15 protein-coding genes are annotated in these 17,782 nt (G+C 61.7%); 9 read left to right on the top strand and 6 right to left on the bottom strand.

Annotated features, from left to right (window positions below):
- The first annotated feature begins 90 nt into the window (after positions 1 to 90).
- Positions 91 to 1,593, top strand: coding sequence for a nucleobase:cation symporter-2 family protein (locus AC07OT_RS12625; protein WP_495108204.1), 1,503 nt, complete (start codon positions 91 to 93; stop codon positions 1,591 to 1,593).
- Between the two features lie 39 nt (positions 1,594 to 1,632).
- Here AC07OT_RS12625 and AC07OT_RS12620 read toward each other — a convergent pair whose 3' ends face one another.
- Entirely contained in the window at positions 1,633 to 2,565 is a 933-nt protein-coding gene (locus AC07OT_RS12620) for a proline iminopeptidase-family hydrolase (protein ID WP_495108203.1), read from the bottom strand.
- Between the two features lie 92 nt (positions 2,566 to 2,657).
- On the bottom strand, positions 2,658 to 3,422 hold the full coding sequence (locus tag AC07OT_RS12615) for a LuxR family transcriptional regulator (protein ID WP_027604192.1): 765 nt from the start codon (positions 3,420 to 3,422) through the stop codon (positions 2,658 to 2,660).
- A 183-nt stretch (positions 3,423 to 3,605) separates the two neighbouring features.
- Here AC07OT_RS12615 and AC07OT_RS12610 point away from each other — a divergent pair, with 183 nt between their 5' ends.
- From AC07OT_RS12610 to AC07OT_RS12585, 6 genes are read left to right on the top strand one after another with little or no spacing between them, the layout of a single operon-like run.
- On the top strand, positions 3,606 to 4,493 hold the full coding sequence (locus AC07OT_RS12610) for a proline iminopeptidase-family hydrolase (protein ID WP_495108202.1): 888 nt from the start codon (positions 3,606 to 3,608) through the stop codon (positions 4,491 to 4,493).
- Positions 4,494 to 4,496: 3 nt separating this feature from the next.
- Entirely contained in the window at positions 4,497 to 5,444 is a 948-nt protein-coding gene (locus AC07OT_RS12605) for an ABC transporter permease (protein ID WP_027604190.1), read from the top strand.
- Positions 5,441 to 6,298, top strand: coding sequence for an ABC transporter permease (locus AC07OT_RS12600; RefSeq protein WP_495108201.1), 858 nt, complete (start codon positions 5,441 to 5,443; stop codon positions 6,296 to 6,298). The genes AC07OT_RS12605 and AC07OT_RS12600 overlap by 4 nt, the downstream gene beginning before the upstream one ends.
- Entirely contained in the window at positions 6,295 to 7,251 is a 957-nt protein-coding gene (locus AC07OT_RS12595; protein ID WP_092489958.1) for an ABC transporter ATP-binding protein, read from the top strand. Before AC07OT_RS12600 ends, AC07OT_RS12595 begins: the two co-directional genes overlap by 4 nt.
- Positions 7,248 to 8,267 carry an ABC transporter ATP-binding protein gene (locus tag AC07OT_RS12590; RefSeq protein ID WP_098480119.1) on the top strand — a complete coding sequence of 340 codons (1,020 nt, stop codon included), beginning with the start codon at positions 7,248 to 7,250 and terminating at the stop codon, positions 8,265 to 8,267. Before AC07OT_RS12595 ends, AC07OT_RS12590 begins: the two co-directional genes overlap by 4 nt.
- The gene (locus AC07OT_RS12585) at positions 8,249 to 9,763 is read left to right on the top strand and encodes an ABC transporter substrate-binding protein (protein ID WP_065939299.1); all 1,515 of its coding nucleotides are present in this window, start codon (positions 8,249 to 8,251) and stop codon (positions 9,761 to 9,763) included. Before AC07OT_RS12590 ends, AC07OT_RS12585 begins: the two co-directional genes overlap by 19 nt.
- Positions 9,764 to 9,839: 76 nt before the next feature.
- Here the strand turns inward: AC07OT_RS12585 and AC07OT_RS12580 are convergent, their stop codons facing one another.
- From AC07OT_RS12580 to AC07OT_RS12565, 4 genes are all read right to left on the bottom strand, one after another.
- Positions 9,840 to 10,580: a YciK family oxidoreductase gene (locus AC07OT_RS12580; protein WP_074844546.1), complete on the bottom strand. Its 741-nt coding sequence runs from the start codon at positions 10,578 to 10,580 to the stop codon at positions 9,840 to 9,842.
- A gap of 69 nt (positions 10,581 to 10,649) precedes the next feature.
- A complete protein-coding gene (gene mupP, locus AC07OT_RS12575; RefSeq protein ID WP_065928119.1) occupies positions 10,650 to 11,321 on the bottom strand; it encodes an N-acetylmuramic acid 6-phosphate phosphatase MupP in 672 nt (223 codons plus the stop codon).
- A 4-nt stretch (positions 11,322 to 11,325) separates the two neighbouring features.
- The gene (gene ubiG, locus AC07OT_RS12570; RefSeq protein ID WP_003172645.1) at positions 11,326 to 12,024 is read right to left on the bottom strand and encodes a bifunctional 2-polyprenyl-6-hydroxyphenol methylase/3-demethylubiquinol 3-O-methyltransferase UbiG; all 699 of its coding nucleotides are present in this window, start codon (positions 12,022 to 12,024) and stop codon (positions 11,326 to 11,328) included.
- Between the two features lie 64 nt (positions 12,025 to 12,088).
- Positions 12,089 to 13,420 carry a TRZ/ATZ family hydrolase gene (locus tag AC07OT_RS12565; protein WP_495108200.1) on the bottom strand — a complete coding sequence of 444 codons (1,332 nt, stop codon included), beginning with the start codon at positions 13,418 to 13,420 and terminating at the stop codon, positions 12,089 to 12,091.
- 109 nt (positions 13,421 to 13,529) lie between these two features.
- Here AC07OT_RS12565 and mtnA point away from each other — a divergent pair, with 109 nt between their 5' ends.
- Together mtnA and gyrA are read left to right on the top strand one after the other, a co-directional pair.
- On the top strand, positions 13,530 to 14,600 hold the full coding sequence (mtnA, locus tag AC07OT_RS12560; protein WP_495108199.1) for an S-methyl-5-thioribose-1-phosphate isomerase: 1,071 nt from the start codon (positions 13,530 to 13,532) through the stop codon (positions 14,598 to 14,600).
- Between the two features lie 422 nt (positions 14,601 to 15,022).
- Positions 15,023 to 17,677, top strand: coding sequence for a DNA gyrase subunit A (gyrA, locus tag AC07OT_RS12555; RefSeq protein ID WP_495101249.1), 2,655 nt, complete (start codon positions 15,023 to 15,025; stop codon positions 17,675 to 17,677).
- The last annotated feature ends 105 nt before the right edge of the window (positions 17,678 to 17,782 follow it).

Genomic DNA, 17,782 nt, shown 5'->3' with positions numbered 1-17,782 from the left:
CTTGTTCAAGTGATTGTATACAACTCTATGGACATCCAGTCTAAACATTGCATACAGTGTCCCCACAACAAAAACAGAGAACCCCTCACCATGACTATCCCGAAGGCGTCACCGCAGCGGCCGGAAGATGAGAATCTAGGCGTCGCCGCCAACATGGCTTACGGCCTGCAGCATGTGCTCACCATGTACGGCGGCATCGTCGCGGTACCGTTGATCGTGGGCCAGGCGGCCGGGTTGTCACCGGCAGATATCGGCCTGTTGATCGCCGCGTCGCTGTTTGCCGGTGGCCTTGCCACCCTGTTGCAAACCCTTGGCCTGCCGTTCTTTGGCTGTCAGTTGCCGCTGGTGCAGGGCGTGTCGTTTGCCGGTGTGGCAACCATGGTGGCAATTGTCGGCAGCGATGGCGCCGGCGGGGTACCGGCGATTCTCGGCGCGGTGATGGCCGCGTCGTTTATCGGGCTGTTGATCACCCCGGTGTTCTCGCGGATCACCCAGTTCTTCCCGCCGTTGGTGACCGGTATTGTGATCACCACCATCGGCCTGACCCTGATGCCCGTGGCGGCGCGCTGGGCCATGGGCGGTAACAGCCGCGCGGCGGATTTCGGCAGCATGCCCAATATCGGCCTGGCGGCGTTGACCCTGGTGCTGGTGCTGCTATTGAGCAAGATCGGCAGCGCGACCATCTCGCGCCTGTCGATCCTGCTGGCGATGGTGATCGGCACGGTGATCGCGGTGTTGCTCGGCATGGCGGATTTTTCCGGCGTCACCCAGGGGCCCATGTTCGGTTTCCCTGCGCCGTTCCATTTCGGTATGCCGACCTTTCACATCGCGGCGATCATTTCCATGTGCATCGTGGTGATGGTGACACTGGTGGAAACCTCGGCCGACATCCTGGCGGTGGGGGAAATCATCGATACCAAGGTCGACTCCAAGCGCCTGGGTAACGGCCTGCGCGCCGATATGCTGTCGAGCATGTTCGCGCCGATCTTCGGATCGTTCACCCAGAGTGCCTTCGCCCAGAACGTTGGCCTGGTGGCGGTGACCGGAGTGAAGAGTCGTTTTGTGGTGGCAACCGGTGGCTTGTTCCTGGTAATCCTCGGCTTGCTGCCATTCATGGGGCGCGTGATCGCGGCGGTGCCGACCTCGGTACTGGGCGGTGCCGGGATTGTGCTGTTCGGCACCGTGGCGGCCAGTGGTATTCGCACCTTGTCCAAGGTGGATTACCGCAACAACATGAACCTGATCATCGTCGCCACGTCCATCGGGTTTGGCATGATCCCGATTGCCGCACCGAGTTTCTATGACCAGTTCCCCAGCTGGTTCGCGACCATTTTCCATTCGGGTATCAGTTCATCGGCGATCATGGCGATCCTGTTGAATCTGGCGTTCAACCATTTCACCGTAGGCAATTCGGACCAGCAGTCGGTGTTTGTGGCGGGGACTGAGCGCAGTTTGTGTTTCCACGACGTAGCGGCGTTGCGTGATGGGGACTATTTCAGGGGGGGCAAGTTATTTGATGCCGAGGGCAAGGAAATTCCATTGGTGGCGCAGGAGCCAAGGAAAGCCGCACACGCTGAAATCACAGAGGTCTAAAAATGTGGGAGGGGGCTTGCCCCCTTCCACATTTGGAATTCAACCAGCCTTGCGGACTGTGTGCGGAACAGAGCACGCCTCATCCAGAAACTTCACCACGGTGCCCATGCACGCCTGGCGTTCTTCCACGTGGGGCATGTGGCTGGAGTCTTCGAACAGCGCCCAGCGCACATCCGCGATCTCATCCAGGAATGGCTTGACCACCAGTGGCGTGGCCTCGTCATGCCGGCCGGAAATCACCAGGGTCGGCACCTTGATGGCCGACAGGCGGCCAATGGATTTCCAGTCTTTCAGGCTGCCGATCACGTGGAACTCGGTCGGGCCGCTCATGGCGTGATACACCGAGGGGTCCGAGTCGACCTGGGCGAAGGTGCGCGTCACTTCTTCCGGCCATGGGTTCACCCGGCACACATGCTGGTCATAGAACACCCGCGAGGCGGCGAGGTATTCCGGGTCGAGGTAGGTGCCGGCGGCTTCATGCTTGAGCAGGGTTTCATGCACGCCTTGGGGCAGCAGCTTGCGCAGGCGGTTGGCTTCGCTGACCCAGGTGCGCATGCAGGTCGGCGAGTTGGCCGGGATAAACGCACGCAGGCCCTTGGGTTGCAGGATGGCGTGCTCGCTGCCGAGCATGCCGCCCCAGGACTGACCAAGGATCGCGTAGTTATCGCTGATCTGCAGGTGGTCCAGCAGGTTGTCCAATTCTTTAAGGAACAGATCGACGGTCCAGAAGGACGGGTCTTTCTCAGGCAAGTGCGTGGAACGGCCGTTGCCCAATTGGTCGTAGTGGATGACCGCATGACCGCTGGCCGCGACGTCCTTGAAGGCGTCGACATAATCATGGGTGCAGCCCGGGCCGCCGTGGATGACCACCAGCGGCGTGCGGCCGCTGGCCAGGTCGCCAGTGACGCGGTACCAGGTCTGGTAGTCGCCAAACGCGGCATACCCTTCGCGGATTTTTTCGATGAAGTCCATTTCCTGCCCTGCCCTGAAAAAATGATCAGGGACACGATAGTCTGCGGGCGAGATTTAGGTAACTAGCAAAACAGCTAGGTTTTGCCGGGGGATCAGTCTTCCAGCAGGCGGTAATGGGTGGCGCGGACCACCGCCTGCACGCGGTTCTTGGCGCCCAGTTTGTGCATCGCCGAGGCCAGGTGCAGGGTGACGACGGCCAGTGAGCGGCTCAGTTGCGTGGCGATTTCGGCCGCGGTCAGGCCGTCGGCGGCCCATTTGAGGCATTCGCGTTCACGTTTGGTCAGGTGAATGTGCGGGTAGGTGCGCAGCTCCTTGCCGAACAGCGGGTAGGCCGCTTCCTGCAACGCGTGGGAAATCAGGCTGAAGTCCGACAAGGTCTGCTGCGCGTCCTGCAGCACGGTAGGCGTTTTGCCAGTGCGCAAGCCGGTCAGTGACGCGAAGCCGCCACGGGGCAGATGCATCGGCACGCTGACGCCGCAGGTCAGTTGCTGGTCGTGCAGGTAGGACGAGACGGGGGCGTGGCAGGGGTCGATGATGGTTTGCAGGGCCGTGTCAGCCTTGGCTTCGTAGGACCACACGAACGGCGATACCGTGCGCAGGGCCAGGTGTTGCACCGGGTCGATCTGGTAGAAACCCTTGCTGCACCATAGTGCATGCCAATCGGTCGGCGTGTTACGCAGCTCCAGCACCGAGGGGGTGATCAACGCACCATTCTGGTCGATCGGCACCGGGGTGTAGTCGTATACCAGTGCATCGAAGCCTAACTGCTGGGCGAGGATAAAAGTGTTGTCCATCTGCTCATCCAGGCTTCTGCCCGGCATCAGACGATTATTGAAGGCAGTTAGCTTGGCCAGCATCCGTTCTGCTCCCGAATTCATTTGAATCTCCACTTCCTGCAAGTAGAATGCCACGCCCCGGCGAAGGACTGCCAGGCCAAACCTATAAGAAATACCAGGTTATGGACGCGCGGCATCCTCGGTAGTGTTGGCCTGATAAACGGCCGCTGCCCGCCAGGCCGATACAACACAAGGAATGTATGCATGTGGCGTGAAATTGCCCCCGACCAGCAGTACAACGTGCAAGTCGATGGCCACAACCTCGTGGTCTACAGCTTCGGCGAAGGCGATGAGGTGCTCTTGTGTCTCAACGGCGGGCCGGGCCTGCCGTGTGACTACTTGCGCGACGCCCATGGCTGGCTCAAGGACCATAACCTGCGAGTGGTTGCATTCGACCAGCTTGGCACAGGCGCATCAGCCAGACCGACCGATGTTTCCCTGTGGGAAATCCGCCGTTATGTCGAAGAAGTCGAAACCGTACGCCAAGCCCTTGGCCTGGGCCGCGTGCACCTGCTCGGGCATTCCTGGGGCGGCTGGCTGGGCATCGAATACGCCATCCATTACCCCGACAGGCTGAAAAGCCTGATCCTCGAGAACACCGTCGGCGACATTCCGCATCTTTCTCAAGAACTCGAACGCCTGCGCGGCGCGCTGGGCAGTGAGACCGTGGCGATGATGCAACGCCACGAAGCCATGGGTACCCTGGATCACCCGCAATACCAGGCCGCGATCACCTTGCTCAACTATCGTCATGTCTGCCGCCTGGACGAATGGCCCGAGCCGGTCAAGCGCTCCCTCGGCGACTGGAACATGGGGCCCTACGAAACCATGCAGGGCCCCAACGAATTCCTCTACGTCGGCAACCTCAAGGACTGGAACCGCATCCCCGAGATGGCCGCTTTCAACATGCCGATCCTGATCACCACCGGCCAGCACGACGAACTCACCCCGGCCTGCGCCATGCGCATGAAGATGGCGGCCAGACACGCTGAACTGCATGTATTTCCCAACAGTAGCCATATGCCGTTCTATGAAGAGCCACAGGCTTATTTTCCGGTACTGTTGGACTTTCTCGCTCGCCACCGAGGCTGACCGATGAACCTGGCGCGCTACCGTTTTGTACTGTCCCGGCCGCTGCAATTGCTGCCGGTACTGTTTGGCATCAGCCTGATCACGTTTGTGCTGGTGCGCTCGATTCCTGGCGACCCGGCACGGGCCCTGCTGGGCTCGCGCAGCACGCCGGACGCCTTGCTGAAAATCCGCGCCCAGTACGGCCTCGACCAGCCTCTGTGGCAGCAGTATTTCTATTTCCTGAAGAACCTGCTCAAGGGCGATCTCGGCCAATCACTGCTGTACAAAGTCGACGCCTTGAAATTGATCGTCACCCGCATCGAACCCACCCTGGTGCTGGTGCTCGGCAGCGTGGTGCTGGCACTGCTGATTGCGGTGCCGCTGGCGACGTGGGCCGCGCGCAATAAAGGCGGGTGGGCGGACAACCTGATCCGCGTGTTCACCACCGTGGGCCTGGGCATGCCGGCGTTCTGGCTGGGCCTGATGCTGATCCTGCTGCTCAGTGTGCAATGGGGCCTGTTCCCGGTCTCCGGCTACGGCCGTACCTGGCTGGACAAGGCGCACCATATGGTCTTGCCGTGCCTGACCATCGCCCTGGCGCTGTCGGCGGTGCTGGTCCGCAACCTGCGGGCGAGCATGTTGATGGAGCTGCAGGCCGACCACGTCACTGCCGCGCGGGCCCGCGGGCTGTCGGAAGCAGCGGTGTTCCGTCGCCATGTGCTGCCCAATTCCCTGGTGCCGGCGGTCAACCTGCTGGCGGTGAATATTGGCTGGCTGATCAGCGGCACCGTCGTGATCGAAAGCTTGTTCGCCATTCCCGGCATCGGCCAGTTGCTGGTGCGCGGCATTTTTACCCGCGACTACATGGTGGTGCAGGGCGTGGCCATGGTGCTGGCGTGTGCGACGGTGGTGGTCAACTTTATCGCCGACGTGGTCACGGTGGCCCTCGACCCTCGGGTGAAAATGCAATGAGCAGCCGTCCACTGATTGCTCCATGGCGCCTGCGTCTGCGGTTTGGCTTTCGCAATGGTCGCCTGACGGCCGCGTGGGGGCTTTTGGTCCTGCTGGTGTGGTTGGTCCTGGCGCTGTGCGCGCCGTTGATCGCGCCCTATGACCCGATCGCGCAGAACACCGACATCAGCTTGCTGGGGCCGAGCCTGGCCCATCCATTCGGAACGGATAACTACGGTCGAGACATCCTTTCGAGGGTGATCTGGGGCGCGCGCGTCGATCTGCAGCTTGCCATCATCGGGGTGATTTTCCCGTTCATGATCGGCACGTTTGTCGGCGCGGTTTCCGGCTATATCGGCGGGCGCTTCGACAGTTTCTGCATGCGCGTGATCGATGTGATCCTGGCGTTCCCGTTCCTGGTGTTGATGCTGGCGATTATGGCTATCCTCGGTCCGGGCTTGAAGAGTTTTTATATCGCCATGGCGCTGGTGGGCTGGGTGTCGTATGCACGGCTGATCCGCTCGCAGATCCTGGTGCTCAAGGAAAGCGACTTCGCCCTCGCGGCCAAGAGCCTGGGCTTTGGCCATGGGCGCATCCTGTTCCGGCATTTGCTGCCGAATGCGATGTTTGGCTCGATTGTGTTTTCCATGTCTGACGCGGTGCTGGTACTGCTCAACGGTGCCGCCGTGAGCTACCTGGGCCTGGGCGTGCAACCGCCGACGGCGGAGTGGGGGACGATGATTGCCGAAGGGCAGGCGTTTATCACCACGGCCTGGTGGATCTGCACCTTTCCGGGGCTGGCCATCGTGACCCTGGCCATGGGCTTCAGCCTGCTGGCCGATGGCGTGGCGCAAGTGTTGGGGGATCGCTCATGAGTCTGCTTCAAGTGCGGGATCTGAGTGTGATCGCCAATAACAGCGGGCGCGATGTGACCCTGGTCGACCGCGTGTCATTCGACCTGGCCGAAGGCGAGATCCTCGGCCTGGTGGGTGAAAGCGGCTCGGGCAAGACCATGGCCTGCCGTGGCTTGATGCGCTTGTTGCCGTCACCCAACCTGCGCGTGCAGGGCGGTGCGGTACGCCTGGCGGGCCAGGACTTGCTGCAACTGGATGACACCGGCATGCGCGCGGTGCGTGGCGGGCAGTTGGGCATGATCTTCCAGAACCCCAGCAGCCACCTTGACCCCTTGATGCGCATCGGCGATCAGATCGCCGAAGGCATCCGCCTGCATCAGGGCGCGTCGAAAAAACACGCGCGCCGACAAGCCATCGAAGTGTTGCGCCAGGTGGGCATTCCCGATCCCCAGGCACGGGTCGACAACTATCCCCATGAGTTTTCCGGTGGCATGCGCCAGCGCGCGATGATCGCCGTGGCCCTGGGCTGCAACCCGAACGTATTGATTGCCGACGAGCCGACCACGGCGTTGGACGTGACCGTGCAGGCGCAGATCCTGCGCCTGTTGCTGGACCTGCGGGACCAGCGCGGCCTGTCGCTCATCATGATCACCCACGACCTCGGCGTGGTCGCGCAAACCTGCGATTCCATCGCCGTGATGTATGCCGGGCGCCTGTGCGAGCACGGCAGCAAGTACGACGTGCTCGCCCATCCGCAACACCCCTACACCGCGGGCCTGATTGATTGCCAGCCGGCCCACGGCAGTGGCCCTGGGTTGCTGCGTACCATCCCCGGCCAGCCGCCCTTGCTCGATGCATTACCCGGCGGCTGCCGCTTCAACCCGCGTTGCCCGCAGGTCGGCGCGTTGTGCACCGAACGGTTGCCCGAAGGCGCGCGCGTGGCCTGTCACTACCCGCTCGGAGCACGCCCATGAGCCTGTTGCAGATCAAGAACCTGGAGGTGCGGTTCGCCGCTTCCGGCACGGGGGTGTTCGGCCTGAACAAGCAGTGGGTGAAGGCGGTGAACGGCGTGTCGCTGAACCTGGCCGCCGGTGAAACCCTGGGGCTGGTGGGGGAGTCCGGCAGCGGCAAAAGCACCCTGGGCCGGGCGATCCTGCACCTCAACCCGATCAGTGCCGGGCAGGTGCTGTTCGATGGCATCGACATGGCCCATGGCAGCGCGATCGACATCGCGCGCCTGCGCCAGGAAACGGCGATGATCTTCCAGGACCCCTACGCCGCGTTGAACCCGCGCCACACCATCGGCGAAACCATCGCCGAGGTGCTGCGGGTGCAGCGCAAAGTCCCGGCAGAGCGTATCCCGGCTCGCGTCAACGAACTGCTTGACCTGGTCGGCCTGCGCCCCGAACTGGCCAGTCGCAAACCCGGCGCCCTCAGTGGCGGCCAATGCCAGCGTGTCGGTATTGCCCGGGCGCTGGCGGTGGAGCCTCGCTTGATCATCGCCGATGAATGCGTGGCGGCCCTGGATGTATCGATCCAGGGCCAGATCATCAACCTGCTGTTGGAACTGCAACAGCGCATGAACCTGGCGATCCTGTTTATCGCCCACGATTTGGCCATCGTGCGGCGCCTGTGCGACCGCGTGGCGGTGATGTACCTGGGCAAGATCGTCGAGGAAGGGCCGGTGGAAGCGGTCTTCACCGCGCCGCGCCATCCGTATACCGCGGCGTTGATCGAGGCGATTCCGGAGATCGATCCGCACCGGCCTTTGCCGACGCAGCTGTTGCCTGGCGAGCCGCCGAGCCCGCTGAATTTGCCTACGGGCTGCGCCTTCCACCCGCGTTGCCGGTACGCCCGGACGATGTGTTCCGTGGTGTTGCCGCCTACCCATTCCCAGCACGAGCATCGATACAGTTGCGTGCTTGAAGAACCGTTGACCCTTCCTGCCCATCATGAACAAGGAGTTATGACATGCAATCGCGCCACTTGAAGTTGCTCGCCGCTGCTACGTTGACCGCGTGGTCCCTCACTGCCGGATTGGCGCAAGCCGCCGGCGTCCTCACCATCGGTTGCCGTGAAGACAGCACCACGTTCGACCCGATCAAAAGCGCGCAGAACCGCGATACCTGGGTATTTGCCAACGTCTACGACACCCTGGTGCGGGTGGACAACCTGGGGACCAAGATGGAGCCCGGCCTGGCTGAAAGCTGGGATATTTCCAAGGACGGCCTGACCTACACCTTCAAGCTGCGCGATGCGAAGTTCTCCGATGGCTCGGCGATCACCGCCGAGGATGCGGCGTTCAGCCTGCTGCGCATTCGCGACAACAAGGCGTCGCTGTGGGCTGATCCCTTCAACCTGATCGACACCGCCAAGGCGACGGACTCGAAAACCCTGGTTGTCACACTGAAGACGCCGGCAGTCGCCTTCCTGTCGCAACTGGCTTCGCCGACGGTGTCGATCCTGTCGGAAAAAGCCATGACCAAAATGGGTGAAGACGCCTACTCGGAAAATCCGGTGACCTCCGGCGCGTTTACCGTGGACGAATGGCGCAAGGGCGACCGGGTCATCCTGAAGAAGAACCCGAACTTCTGGCAGGCCAAGAAGGTCAGCCTGGATGGCGTGGAGTGGGTCTCCGTGACCGACGACAACACGCGGATGCGCATGGTGCAGAACAACGAGTTGGACACGGCGATCTTCGTACCGTTTTCCCGGGTTGAAGAGCTGAAGAAAGACAAGAACGTGGTGATCCACTCCGACCCGTCCACCCGTGAAGATCACCTGCTGATCAACCACGCCCACGGTCTGCTGGCCAAGCAGGAAGTACGCGAGGCGCTGGACATGGCCATCGACAAGCAGTCGCTGGTGAAAACCGCGACCTACGGTCAGGGCACTGTGGCCTATTCCTACATCCCGAAAGGCTCGTTGTTCCACTACGCCAACAACCTGCAACGCCCGTATGACCCGACCGCCGCCAAGAAGCTGTTGGAAAAGGCTGGCGCGAAGGACTTGAAGCTCAACTATGTGGTCAACGCCGGCAACGAAGCCGACGAGCAGATCGCGGTGATCATCAAGGACCAGTTGGCCAAGGTCGGCGTGACCGCCAACCTGCAGAAGGTCGACCCGACCCAAAGCTGGCAGATGTTGGTGGACGGTGAGTACGATATTTCGGTGATGTACTGGACCAACGACATCCTCGACCCGGACCAGAAGACCACCTTCGTACTGGGTCACGACACCAACCAGAACTACATGACCCGCTACAAGAACGACAAGGTCAAGGAGCTGGTGGCGGCGGCGCGCATCGAGGCCGACCCGGTCAAGCGTGAGCAGATGTATGTCGAACTGCAGAAACTGGCGAAACAGGATGTGAACTGGATCGACCTGTACTACAGCCCGTACATCAACATCTCACGCAAGAATGTGAGCAACTTCCTGCAAAACCCGTTGGGTCGTTTCACGCTTGAAGATGTCGTGAAAAACTAAGGCCCAGAGAACACCGCAATACAAATGTGGGAGGGGGCAAGCCCCCTCCCACATTTAGTTCCGGTTGTGTCAGTTGTTACTGGGCGTCAAACGCCTGCCCATTGATGCCGGTACTGTCCGGCCCCATGAGGTACAGGTACACCGGCATGATCTCTTCCGGTGCCGGCCTTTCCATCGGGTTCTCCCCTGGATATGCCTGGGCCCGCATGCTGGTGCGCGTGCCGCCCGGGTTGATGCTGTTGGCTCTTACTGCAGCCACGTCTTCGAGCTCATCCGCCAGGGTCTGCATCAAGCCCTCAGTGGCGAATTTCGACACCCCATAAGCGCCCCAATACGCCCGGCCCTTGCGCCCGACGCTGCTGGAGGTGAACACCACCGACGCATCCTGGGACAGCTTGAGCAGCGGCAACAACGTGCTGGTGAGCATGAACATCGCATTGACGTTGATGTGCATCACCCGCATGAAGTTCTCGCCGGACAACTGCTCGATCGGCGTACGTGGGCCGATGATCGAGGCGTTGTGCAGCAGGCCATCGAGGTGGCCGAATTCTTTTTCGATCATCGCTGCCAGCTCATCGTATTGATGGGGCAGGGCGGTCTCCAGGTTGAAGGGGATCACCACCGGCTGCGGGTGGCCGGCCGCTTCGATCTCGTCATACACCTGGGCCAGGTTGGCTTCGGTCTTGCCCAGCAACAGCACGGTCGCGCCATGGGCGGCGTAGGTTTTCGCCGCCGCCGCACCAATTCCGCGACCGGCGCCGGTCACCAGGATCACCCGGCCTTTGAGCAGTTCTGGACGTGCAGAGTAATCAAACATAAAAAGCCTCGACAGAATTCAGCGGGTTACAAACACCAATCTTCATAGGTCAGCTGGATCGGTGAGCCATCAGCAACTGCACAGTGCGTTATCCAGCACCTTGCGCAGTTCCAACGGGTGGTCCACCACCACATCCGCTCCCCAATGGCGCGGGTTGTCGTCCGGGTGGATATAGCCATAGGTGACCGCCGCCGTGCGGGTGCCGGCGTCGCGGCCGGACTCGATGTCGCGCAGGTCATCCCCCACGAACAGCACGCTGGCCGGGTCCAGGCCGAGCATCTTGCACGCCAGGATCATGGGCTCCGGGTCCGGCTTGCTGTTTTTCACATGGTCCGGGCAGATCAGCAGCGCCGAGCGCTCGGCCAGGCCCAGTTGCTGCATGATCGGCTCGGCAAAGCGCAGTGGCTTGTTGGTGACCACGCCCCAGATCAGCTTGGATTTCTCGATGTCTTCCAGCAGTTCCGCCATGCCGTCGAACAATGTGCTGTGGACCGCACAACCCTTCAGGTAACGCTCGAGGAATTCCAGGCGCAGCTCTTCAAAGCCGGGGGATTCCGGGTCCATCGAGAAGGTCACGGCCACCATCGCCCGTGCACCGCCGGAGATTTCATCGCGGATATGCTGTGGGTTGATCGGTGGCAGGTCGCGATCGGCGCGCATCGCCTGGCAGATGGCGATAAAGTCCGGCGCGGTGTCCAGCAGGGTACCGTCCATGTCGAAGAGAACCGCTCGCAACTTCACAGGCTTACTCCTCGCGCAGGGTCTGGATCATGTAATTGACGTCAACGTCGCTGGCCAGTTTGTAGTGCTTGGTCAGCGGGTTGTAGGTCAGGCCGATGATGTCCTTGACGGTCAGCCCGGCCTGGCGGCTCCACGCACCCAGTTCGGACGGGCGGATGAATTTCTTGAAATCGTGGGTGCCGCGCGGCAGCAGCTTCATGATGTATTCGGCGCCGATGATCGCGAACAGGTAGGCCTTGGGGTTGCGGTTGATGGTGGAGAAGAACACCTGGCCGCCCGGCTTCACCATGCGGAAGCAGGCGCGGATCACCGACGAGGGGTCTGGTACGTGCTCCAGCATTTCCAGGCAAGTGACCACGTCGAACTGCTCAGGCATTTCCTCGGCCAGGGCTTCGGCGGTGATCTGGCGATATTCCACGCTCACGCCGGATTCCAGCTGGTGCAACTGCGCCACGGCCAGCGGCGCTTCGCCCATGTCGATCCCCATCACGGTGGCGCCGCGCTGGGCCATGGCTTCGCTGAGGATGCCGCCGCCGCACCCGACGTCCAGCACCTTCTTGCCGGCCAGGTTGACGCGTTCGTCAATCCAGTTGACCCGCAACGGGTTGATGTCGTGCAGGGGTTTGAACTCGCTTTCGCGGTCCCACCAGCGGTGGGCCAGGGCTTCAAACTTGGCGATTTCGGCGTGGTCGACGTTGCTCATGGTGAATCCTCTAAATCTGATAAATCGGTTTGTCGGTCCTGAACACGCGGGTTCAGAGCCAGCGTTATTCGGTGTGCCCGCTGATGCGTTTTCCCCAGGCAATGGCCGTGGCGGTCAACTGTTGTTCATCCATGCGGGTGAGTTGCCGGTCGTCGAGCAACTGCTTGCCGGCGACCCAAAGGTGTTTCACGCAATCGCGTCCGGTGGCATATATAAGCTGTGAGACCGGATCGTAGATCGGTTGTTGCGCCAGCCCCGTCAGATCGAAGGCGACCATATCCGCCGCCTTGCCCACTTCCAGGGAGCCGATTTCACTTTCCAGGCCCATGGCACGTGCACCGTTGAGCGTAGCCATGCGCAGGGCGCGGTGGGCGTCCAGGGCGGTGGCCGAACCGGCGACGGCCTTGGCCAGCATCGCGGCGGTACGGGTTTCACCCAGCAGGTCCAGGTCGTTGTTGCTGGCGGCGCCGTCGGTGCCGATGGCCACATTGACGCCCGCCTGCCATAGACGCTCCACCGGGCAGAAGCCACTGGCCAGTTTCAGGTTCGATTCCGGGCAATGGATCACGCTGGTGTTGCTTTCTACCAGCAAAGCCAGGTCGTCCTCGCTGATTTGGGTCATATGAACTGCCTGGAAGCGCGGGCCCAGCAAGCCCAGGCGTCCCAGGCGCGCCAACGGCCGCTCGCCGGTCTGTTCGACGGCCTGTTGTACCTCGAAAGCGGTTTCATGCACATGCATATGGATCGCGGCGTCCAGCTCTTCGGCGATGACCTGGATCTTTTCCAGGTTGGCATCGCACACGGTGTAGGGCGCGTGGGGGCCGAAGGTGATCTTGATGCGCGGATGGTGCTTGAGGTCGCCGAACAGTTCGATGCCCTGGCGGATCGCCTCATCGGCGGTGCCGGCACCGGGAATCGGGAAGTCGAGGATCGGAATCGCGATCTGCGCACGCATGCCGCTGTTGTGCACGCAATCGCTGGCGACCTTGGGGTAGAAGTACATGTCCGAGAAGCAGGTAATGCCGCCCTTGAGCTGCTCGGCAATGGCCAGGTCGGTGCCGTCCCGCACGAAGGCCTCGTCGACCCACTTGGCTTCGGCGGGCCAGATGTGTTTTTCCAGCCAGGTCATCAGGGGCAGATCATCGGCCAGGCCGCGAAACAGGCTCATCGCCGCATGCCCGTGGGCGTTGATCAGGCCCGGACTGAGCAACATGCCCGGCAGCTCGCGCACTTCAGTGGCCGACAGCTTCAACGCCGCAGCCCGTGGACCGATAAAGGCAATACGCCCATTGCGGATGCCCACGCCATGGTCCTTGAGCACCACACCGGCGGGTTCGACAGGTACCAGCCAGGTTGGCAGTAGCAATAAGTCGAGCGGGGCGGCAGTGGAGGTCATCGCAGGCTTCTTCCCGGGCAGCTATAAAAGAAGCGCGAAGTATACCCGAGCGTCCTGGCTGGCGGATCGCTATAATCGGCGGCTTTTGTTGATGAGTATGGGGTGATGGATGCGCGATCGACTGTTGGCAGCGGAGAAAGTGAGGCCCATCGATTGGCGTGATGGCACGCTGCACCTGCTTGATCAACGCGCCCTGCCGTCCCAGGAATGCTGGGTGGCCTGCTCCACGGTCGATGGAGTGGCGGCGGCCATTCGCGCCATGGTGGTGCGTGGCGCATCGGCCATCGGCATCAGCGCGGCCTATGGCCTGGTGCTCGCCGCTCGCGAGCGCATCGCCGAGGGCGGTGACTGGCAGGCCGCCTGGGAAGAGGACTACGCACTACTGGCCGATACCCGTCCGACCGCCTCGAACCTGTTCTGGGCGCTCAAGCGCATGCGCGATCGCCTGGATCGCGTCAAGAAGCACGCCGATCCGCTGGCGGTGCTGGAGGCCGAAGCGATCGCTATCCATGAAAGCGACCGGGAAGCCAACCTCGTCATGGCCCAGTTGGGCGTTGAGCGGATTCGCAAGCATCAGGGCAACGCCCAGGCGATCTTGACCCATGGCAACGCCGGCGCCTTGGCAACCGGCGGTGTCGGCACGGCCCTCGGGGTGATTCGCGCGGCCTTCCTGGAAGGCTTGGTCGAGCATGTCTACGCCAATGAAACCCGCCCATGGCTGCAAGGCTCGCGGCTGACCGCCTGGGAGCTGGCGGGCGAGGGGATCCCGGTCACCGTGAATGCCGACTCGGCCGGTGCGCATCTCCTCAAGACCAAAGGCATCACCTGGGTGATCGTCGGCGCCGATTGCATTGCCGCCAATGGCGATGTGATCAGCAAGATCGGCACTTATCAATTGGCAGTGTGCGCCATGCACCACGGCGTGCGTTTCATGGTGGTGGCGCCGAGTTCGAGCCTGGACCTGATGATGGCCACTGGTGACGATGTGGCCTTGGAGGAGCGCGATCCCGGTGAGCTGCTGGAGGTCATGGGGCAGCGCTTGGAGGTCAATGCGTTTAATCCGGTATTTGATGTGACTCCGGCCGACCTGATCGATGTGATCGTGACTGAGAAGGGCGTGGTTGAGCGGCCGGATACGGCGAAATTGGCCAAGCTGATGTGCCGTAAGCGGCTGCATTGAGGGCTGTGGTGTCTGTGAAATGGCTATCGGGGGCAAGCCACCTGCCGCATTTTGACTGTTCACAATTAAAGTGTGGGAGGGGGCTTGCCCCCGATTGGCCCTGAAAGTCAATAAAACCCTCGGATCCGCCCTCAAAAAAAAGCACCACCCCATCTCTGAGCCCCTCTCGGCCTCCTCAAGCCTGTCATCCGTCAAATTACTAGTCTCCATGCGCATCAGGGGGATAGGTGCGTGGCGGCGATTGTGATAACATCCGGCTGTTTCCAGGGCCGCCCCCAGGGGTTGCCCATAACGTGCAGATCCGTGTCATAACTCGTTGATTTGTCGTAAGTCGTTGTCAGGCAGTGTGCCGGCGACGGCGAGCTTCGTTCGTCCCATATGGATGCGACGAGGTTTCACCCGAAAAAGGAATCAGGCTTCTCATGGGCGAACTGGCCAAAGAAATCCTCCCGGTCAATATCGAAGACGAGCTGAAACAGTCCTACCTCGACTACGCGATGAGCGTAATTGTCGGTCGGGCACTGCCTGATGCGCGCGATGGCTTGAAGCCCGTGCACCGGCGTGTGCTGTTCGCAATGAGCGAGCTGGGTAACGACTGGAACAAGCCGTACAAGAAATCTGCCCGTGTTGTCGGTGACGTGATCGGTAAGTATCACCCTCACGGCGACACTGCGGTGTACGACACCATCGTTCGGATGGCCCAGCCGTTTTCCCTGCGCTACCTGCTGGTAGACGGCCAGGGCAACTTCGGTTCGGTCGACGGCGACAACGCCGCGGCCATGCGATACACCGAAGTGCGCATGACCAAGCTGGCGCACGAGCTGCTGGCCGACCTGCATAAAGAAACCGTGGACTGGGTGCCGAACTACGACGGCACCGAAATGATCCCGGCGGTCATGCCGACCAAGATTCCCAACCTGCTGGTCAATGGTTCCAGCGGTATCGCCGTGGGCATGGCCACCAACATCCCGCCGCACAACCTCGGTGAAGTCATCGACGGTTGCCTGGCCCTCATCGACAACCCTGAGCTGACCGTCGATGAGCTGATGCAATACATCCCGGGCCCGGACTTCCCGACCGCCGCGATCATCAACGGTCGCGCCGGCATCATCGAAGCCTACCGCACCGGTCGCGGGCGCATTTACATGCGCGCCCGCTCGATCATCGAGGACATCGACAAGGTCGGTGGCCGCCAGCAGATCGTCATCACCGAGCTCCCGTACCAGCTGAACAAAGCGCGTCTGATCGAGAAGATCGCCGAGCTGGTTAAAGAGAAGAAGCTCGAAGGCATCACCGAACTGCGCGACGAATCCGACAAAGACGGTATGCGCGTGGTGATCGAGCTGCGTCGTGGCGAAGTGCCTGAGGTGATCCTCAACAACCTCTACGCCCAGACCCAGCTGCAAAGCGTGTTTGGTATCAACGTGGTTGCACTGATCGACGGCCGCCCACGCATCCTGAACCTCAAGGACCTGCTGGAAGCCTTCGTACGTCACCGTCGCGAAGTGGTTACCCGCCGTACCGTATTCGAGCTGCGCAAGGCCCGCGAGCGCGGCCACATCCTGGAAGGCCAGGCTGTAGCGCTGTCGAACATCGACCCGGTCATCGCCCTGATCAAGGCTTCGCCGACGCCGTCGGAAGCCAAGGAAGCGCTGATCAAGATGCCATGGGAATCCAGCGCCGTGGTGGCGATGGTTGAACGTGCCGGCGCCGACTCGTGCCGCCCGGAGACACTGGACCCGCAATACGGCCTGCGTGACGGCAAGTACTTCCTGTCGCCGGAACAGGCCCAGGCCATCCTGGAACTGCGCCTGCACCGCCTGACCGGCCTGGAACACGAGAAGCTGCTGGCCGAGTACCAGGAGATCCTCAACCAGATCGGCGAGCTGATCCGCATCCTCAACAGCGCCGTGCGCCTGATGGAAGTGATCCGCGAAGAACTGGAGGTGATCCGCGCCGAATACGGCGACGTACGTCGCACCGAAATCCTCGATGCTCGCCTCGACCTGACCCTGGGTGACATGATCCCGGAAGAAGAGCGCGTGGTGACCATCTCCCACGGTGGCTATGCCAAGACCCAGCCATTGGCTGCGTACCAGGCCCAGCGTCGTGGCGGTAAAGGTAAATCGGCTACCGGCGTGAAGGATGAGGACTACATCGCCCACCTGCTGGTCGCCAACAGCCACACCACGCTGCTGCTGTTCTCCAGCAAGGGCAAGGTGTACTGGCTCAAGACCTATGAAATCCCGGAAGCTTCCCGTGCCGCCCGTGGTCGTCCGTTGGTCAACCTGCTGCCGCTGGACAGTGATGAGTACATCACCACCATGCTGCCGGTCGAGGAATACACCGAAGGTCACTTCATCTTCATGGCCACCGCCAAAGGCACCGTGAAGAAGACCCCACTGGAATCCTTCAGCCGCCAGCGTAGCGTGGGCCTGATCGCCCTGGAGCTGGACGAAGGCGACGTACTGATCAGCGCGGCCATTACCGATGGCGAGCGTGAAGTCATGCTGTTCTCCGACGGCGGCAAGGTCACTCGCTTCAAGGAATCCGACGTTCGTGCCATGGGCCGTACCGCCCGCGGTGTGCGCGGCATGCGCCTGCCGGAAGGGCAGAAGCTGATTTCGATGCTGATCCCGGAAGAAGGCAGCCAGATCCTCACCGCTTCCGAGCGTGGTTATGGCAAGCGCACCGCCATCAGCGAGTTCCCGGAGTACAAGCGTGGCGGCCAGGGCGTTATCGCCATGGTCAGCAACGACCGCAACGGCCGTCTGGTCGGCGCGGTCCAGGTGCTCGATGGCGAGGAAATCATGCTGATTTCCGACCAGGGCACCCTGGTGCGTACCCGTGTGGCCGAAGTGTCGAGCCTGGGCCGTAACACCCAGGGCGTGACCTTGATCAAGCTGGCCAAGGACGAAAAACTGGTCGGCCTGGAGCGTGTCCAGGAACCGTCGGAAGTCGAAGGCGAAGAGCTGGAAGGTGAGGAGTTCGAAGGCGAGGTGATCGCAGCGGGCGATGACAACGTCGACGAGCCAACCCTCGATGCTGCCGCAGACGAAGAAGAACCGCAGGAATAAGCGGACACACAGGGGGCGGATGAAGATTCGCCCCCTTGTTGTTTGTCCCTTATGAAAGTATTGAAACCCGATTTATTGCACCACCCCACCAGATCAGAGTGAGAT

The organism is Pseudomonas sp. GW821-FHT09C10, from assembly GCF_059418085.1.
This window is presented reverse-complemented; position numbering and strand designations above follow the sequence as displayed.

Coding starts and splice junctions, on each gene's coding strand:
- gyrA (WP_495101249.1), top strand. CDS start 15,023: ATGGGCGAACTGGCCAAAGAAATCCTCCCGGTCAATATCGAAGACGAG.
- AC07OT_RS12625 (WP_495108204.1), top strand. CDS start 91: ATGACTATCCCGAAGGCGTCACCGCAGCGGCCGGAAGATGAGAATCTA.
- AC07OT_RS12615 (WP_027604192.1), bottom strand. CDS start 3,422: ATGCTGGCCAAGCTAACTGCCTTCAATAATCGTCTGATGCCGGGCAGA.
- AC07OT_RS12590 (WP_098480119.1), top strand. CDS start 7,248: ATGAGCCTGTTGCAGATCAAGAACCTGGAGGTGCGGTTCGCCGCTTCC.
- AC07OT_RS12585 (WP_065939299.1), top strand. CDS start 8,249: ATGCAATCGCGCCACTTGAAGTTGCTCGCCGCTGCTACGTTGACCGCG.
- mtnA (WP_495108199.1), top strand. CDS start 13,530: ATGCGCGATCGACTGTTGGCAGCGGAGAAAGTGAGGCCCATCGATTGG.
- ubiG (WP_003172645.1), bottom strand. CDS start 12,024: ATGAGCAACGTCGACCACGCCGAAATCGCCAAGTTTGAAGCCCTGGCC.
- AC07OT_RS12620 (WP_495108203.1), bottom strand. CDS start 2,565: ATGGACTTCATCGAAAAAATCCGCGAAGGGTATGCCGCGTTTGGCGAC.
- AC07OT_RS12565 (WP_495108200.1), bottom strand. CDS start 13,420: ATGACCTCCACTGCCGCCCCGCTCGACTTATTGCTACTGCCAACCTGG.
- AC07OT_RS12610 (WP_495108202.1), top strand. CDS start 3,606: ATGTGGCGTGAAATTGCCCCCGACCAGCAGTACAACGTGCAAGTCGAT.
- AC07OT_RS12580 (WP_074844546.1), bottom strand. CDS start 10,580: ATGTTTGATTACTCTGCACGTCCAGAACTGCTCAAAGGCCGGGTGATC.
- AC07OT_RS12600 (WP_495108201.1), top strand. CDS start 5,441: ATGAGCAGCCGTCCACTGATTGCTCCATGGCGCCTGCGTCTGCGGTTT.
- AC07OT_RS12595 (WP_092489958.1), top strand. CDS start 6,295: ATGAGTCTGCTTCAAGTGCGGGATCTGAGTGTGATCGCCAATAACAGC.
- AC07OT_RS12605 (WP_027604190.1), top strand. CDS start 4,497: ATGAACCTGGCGCGCTACCGTTTTGTACTGTCCCGGCCGCTGCAATTG.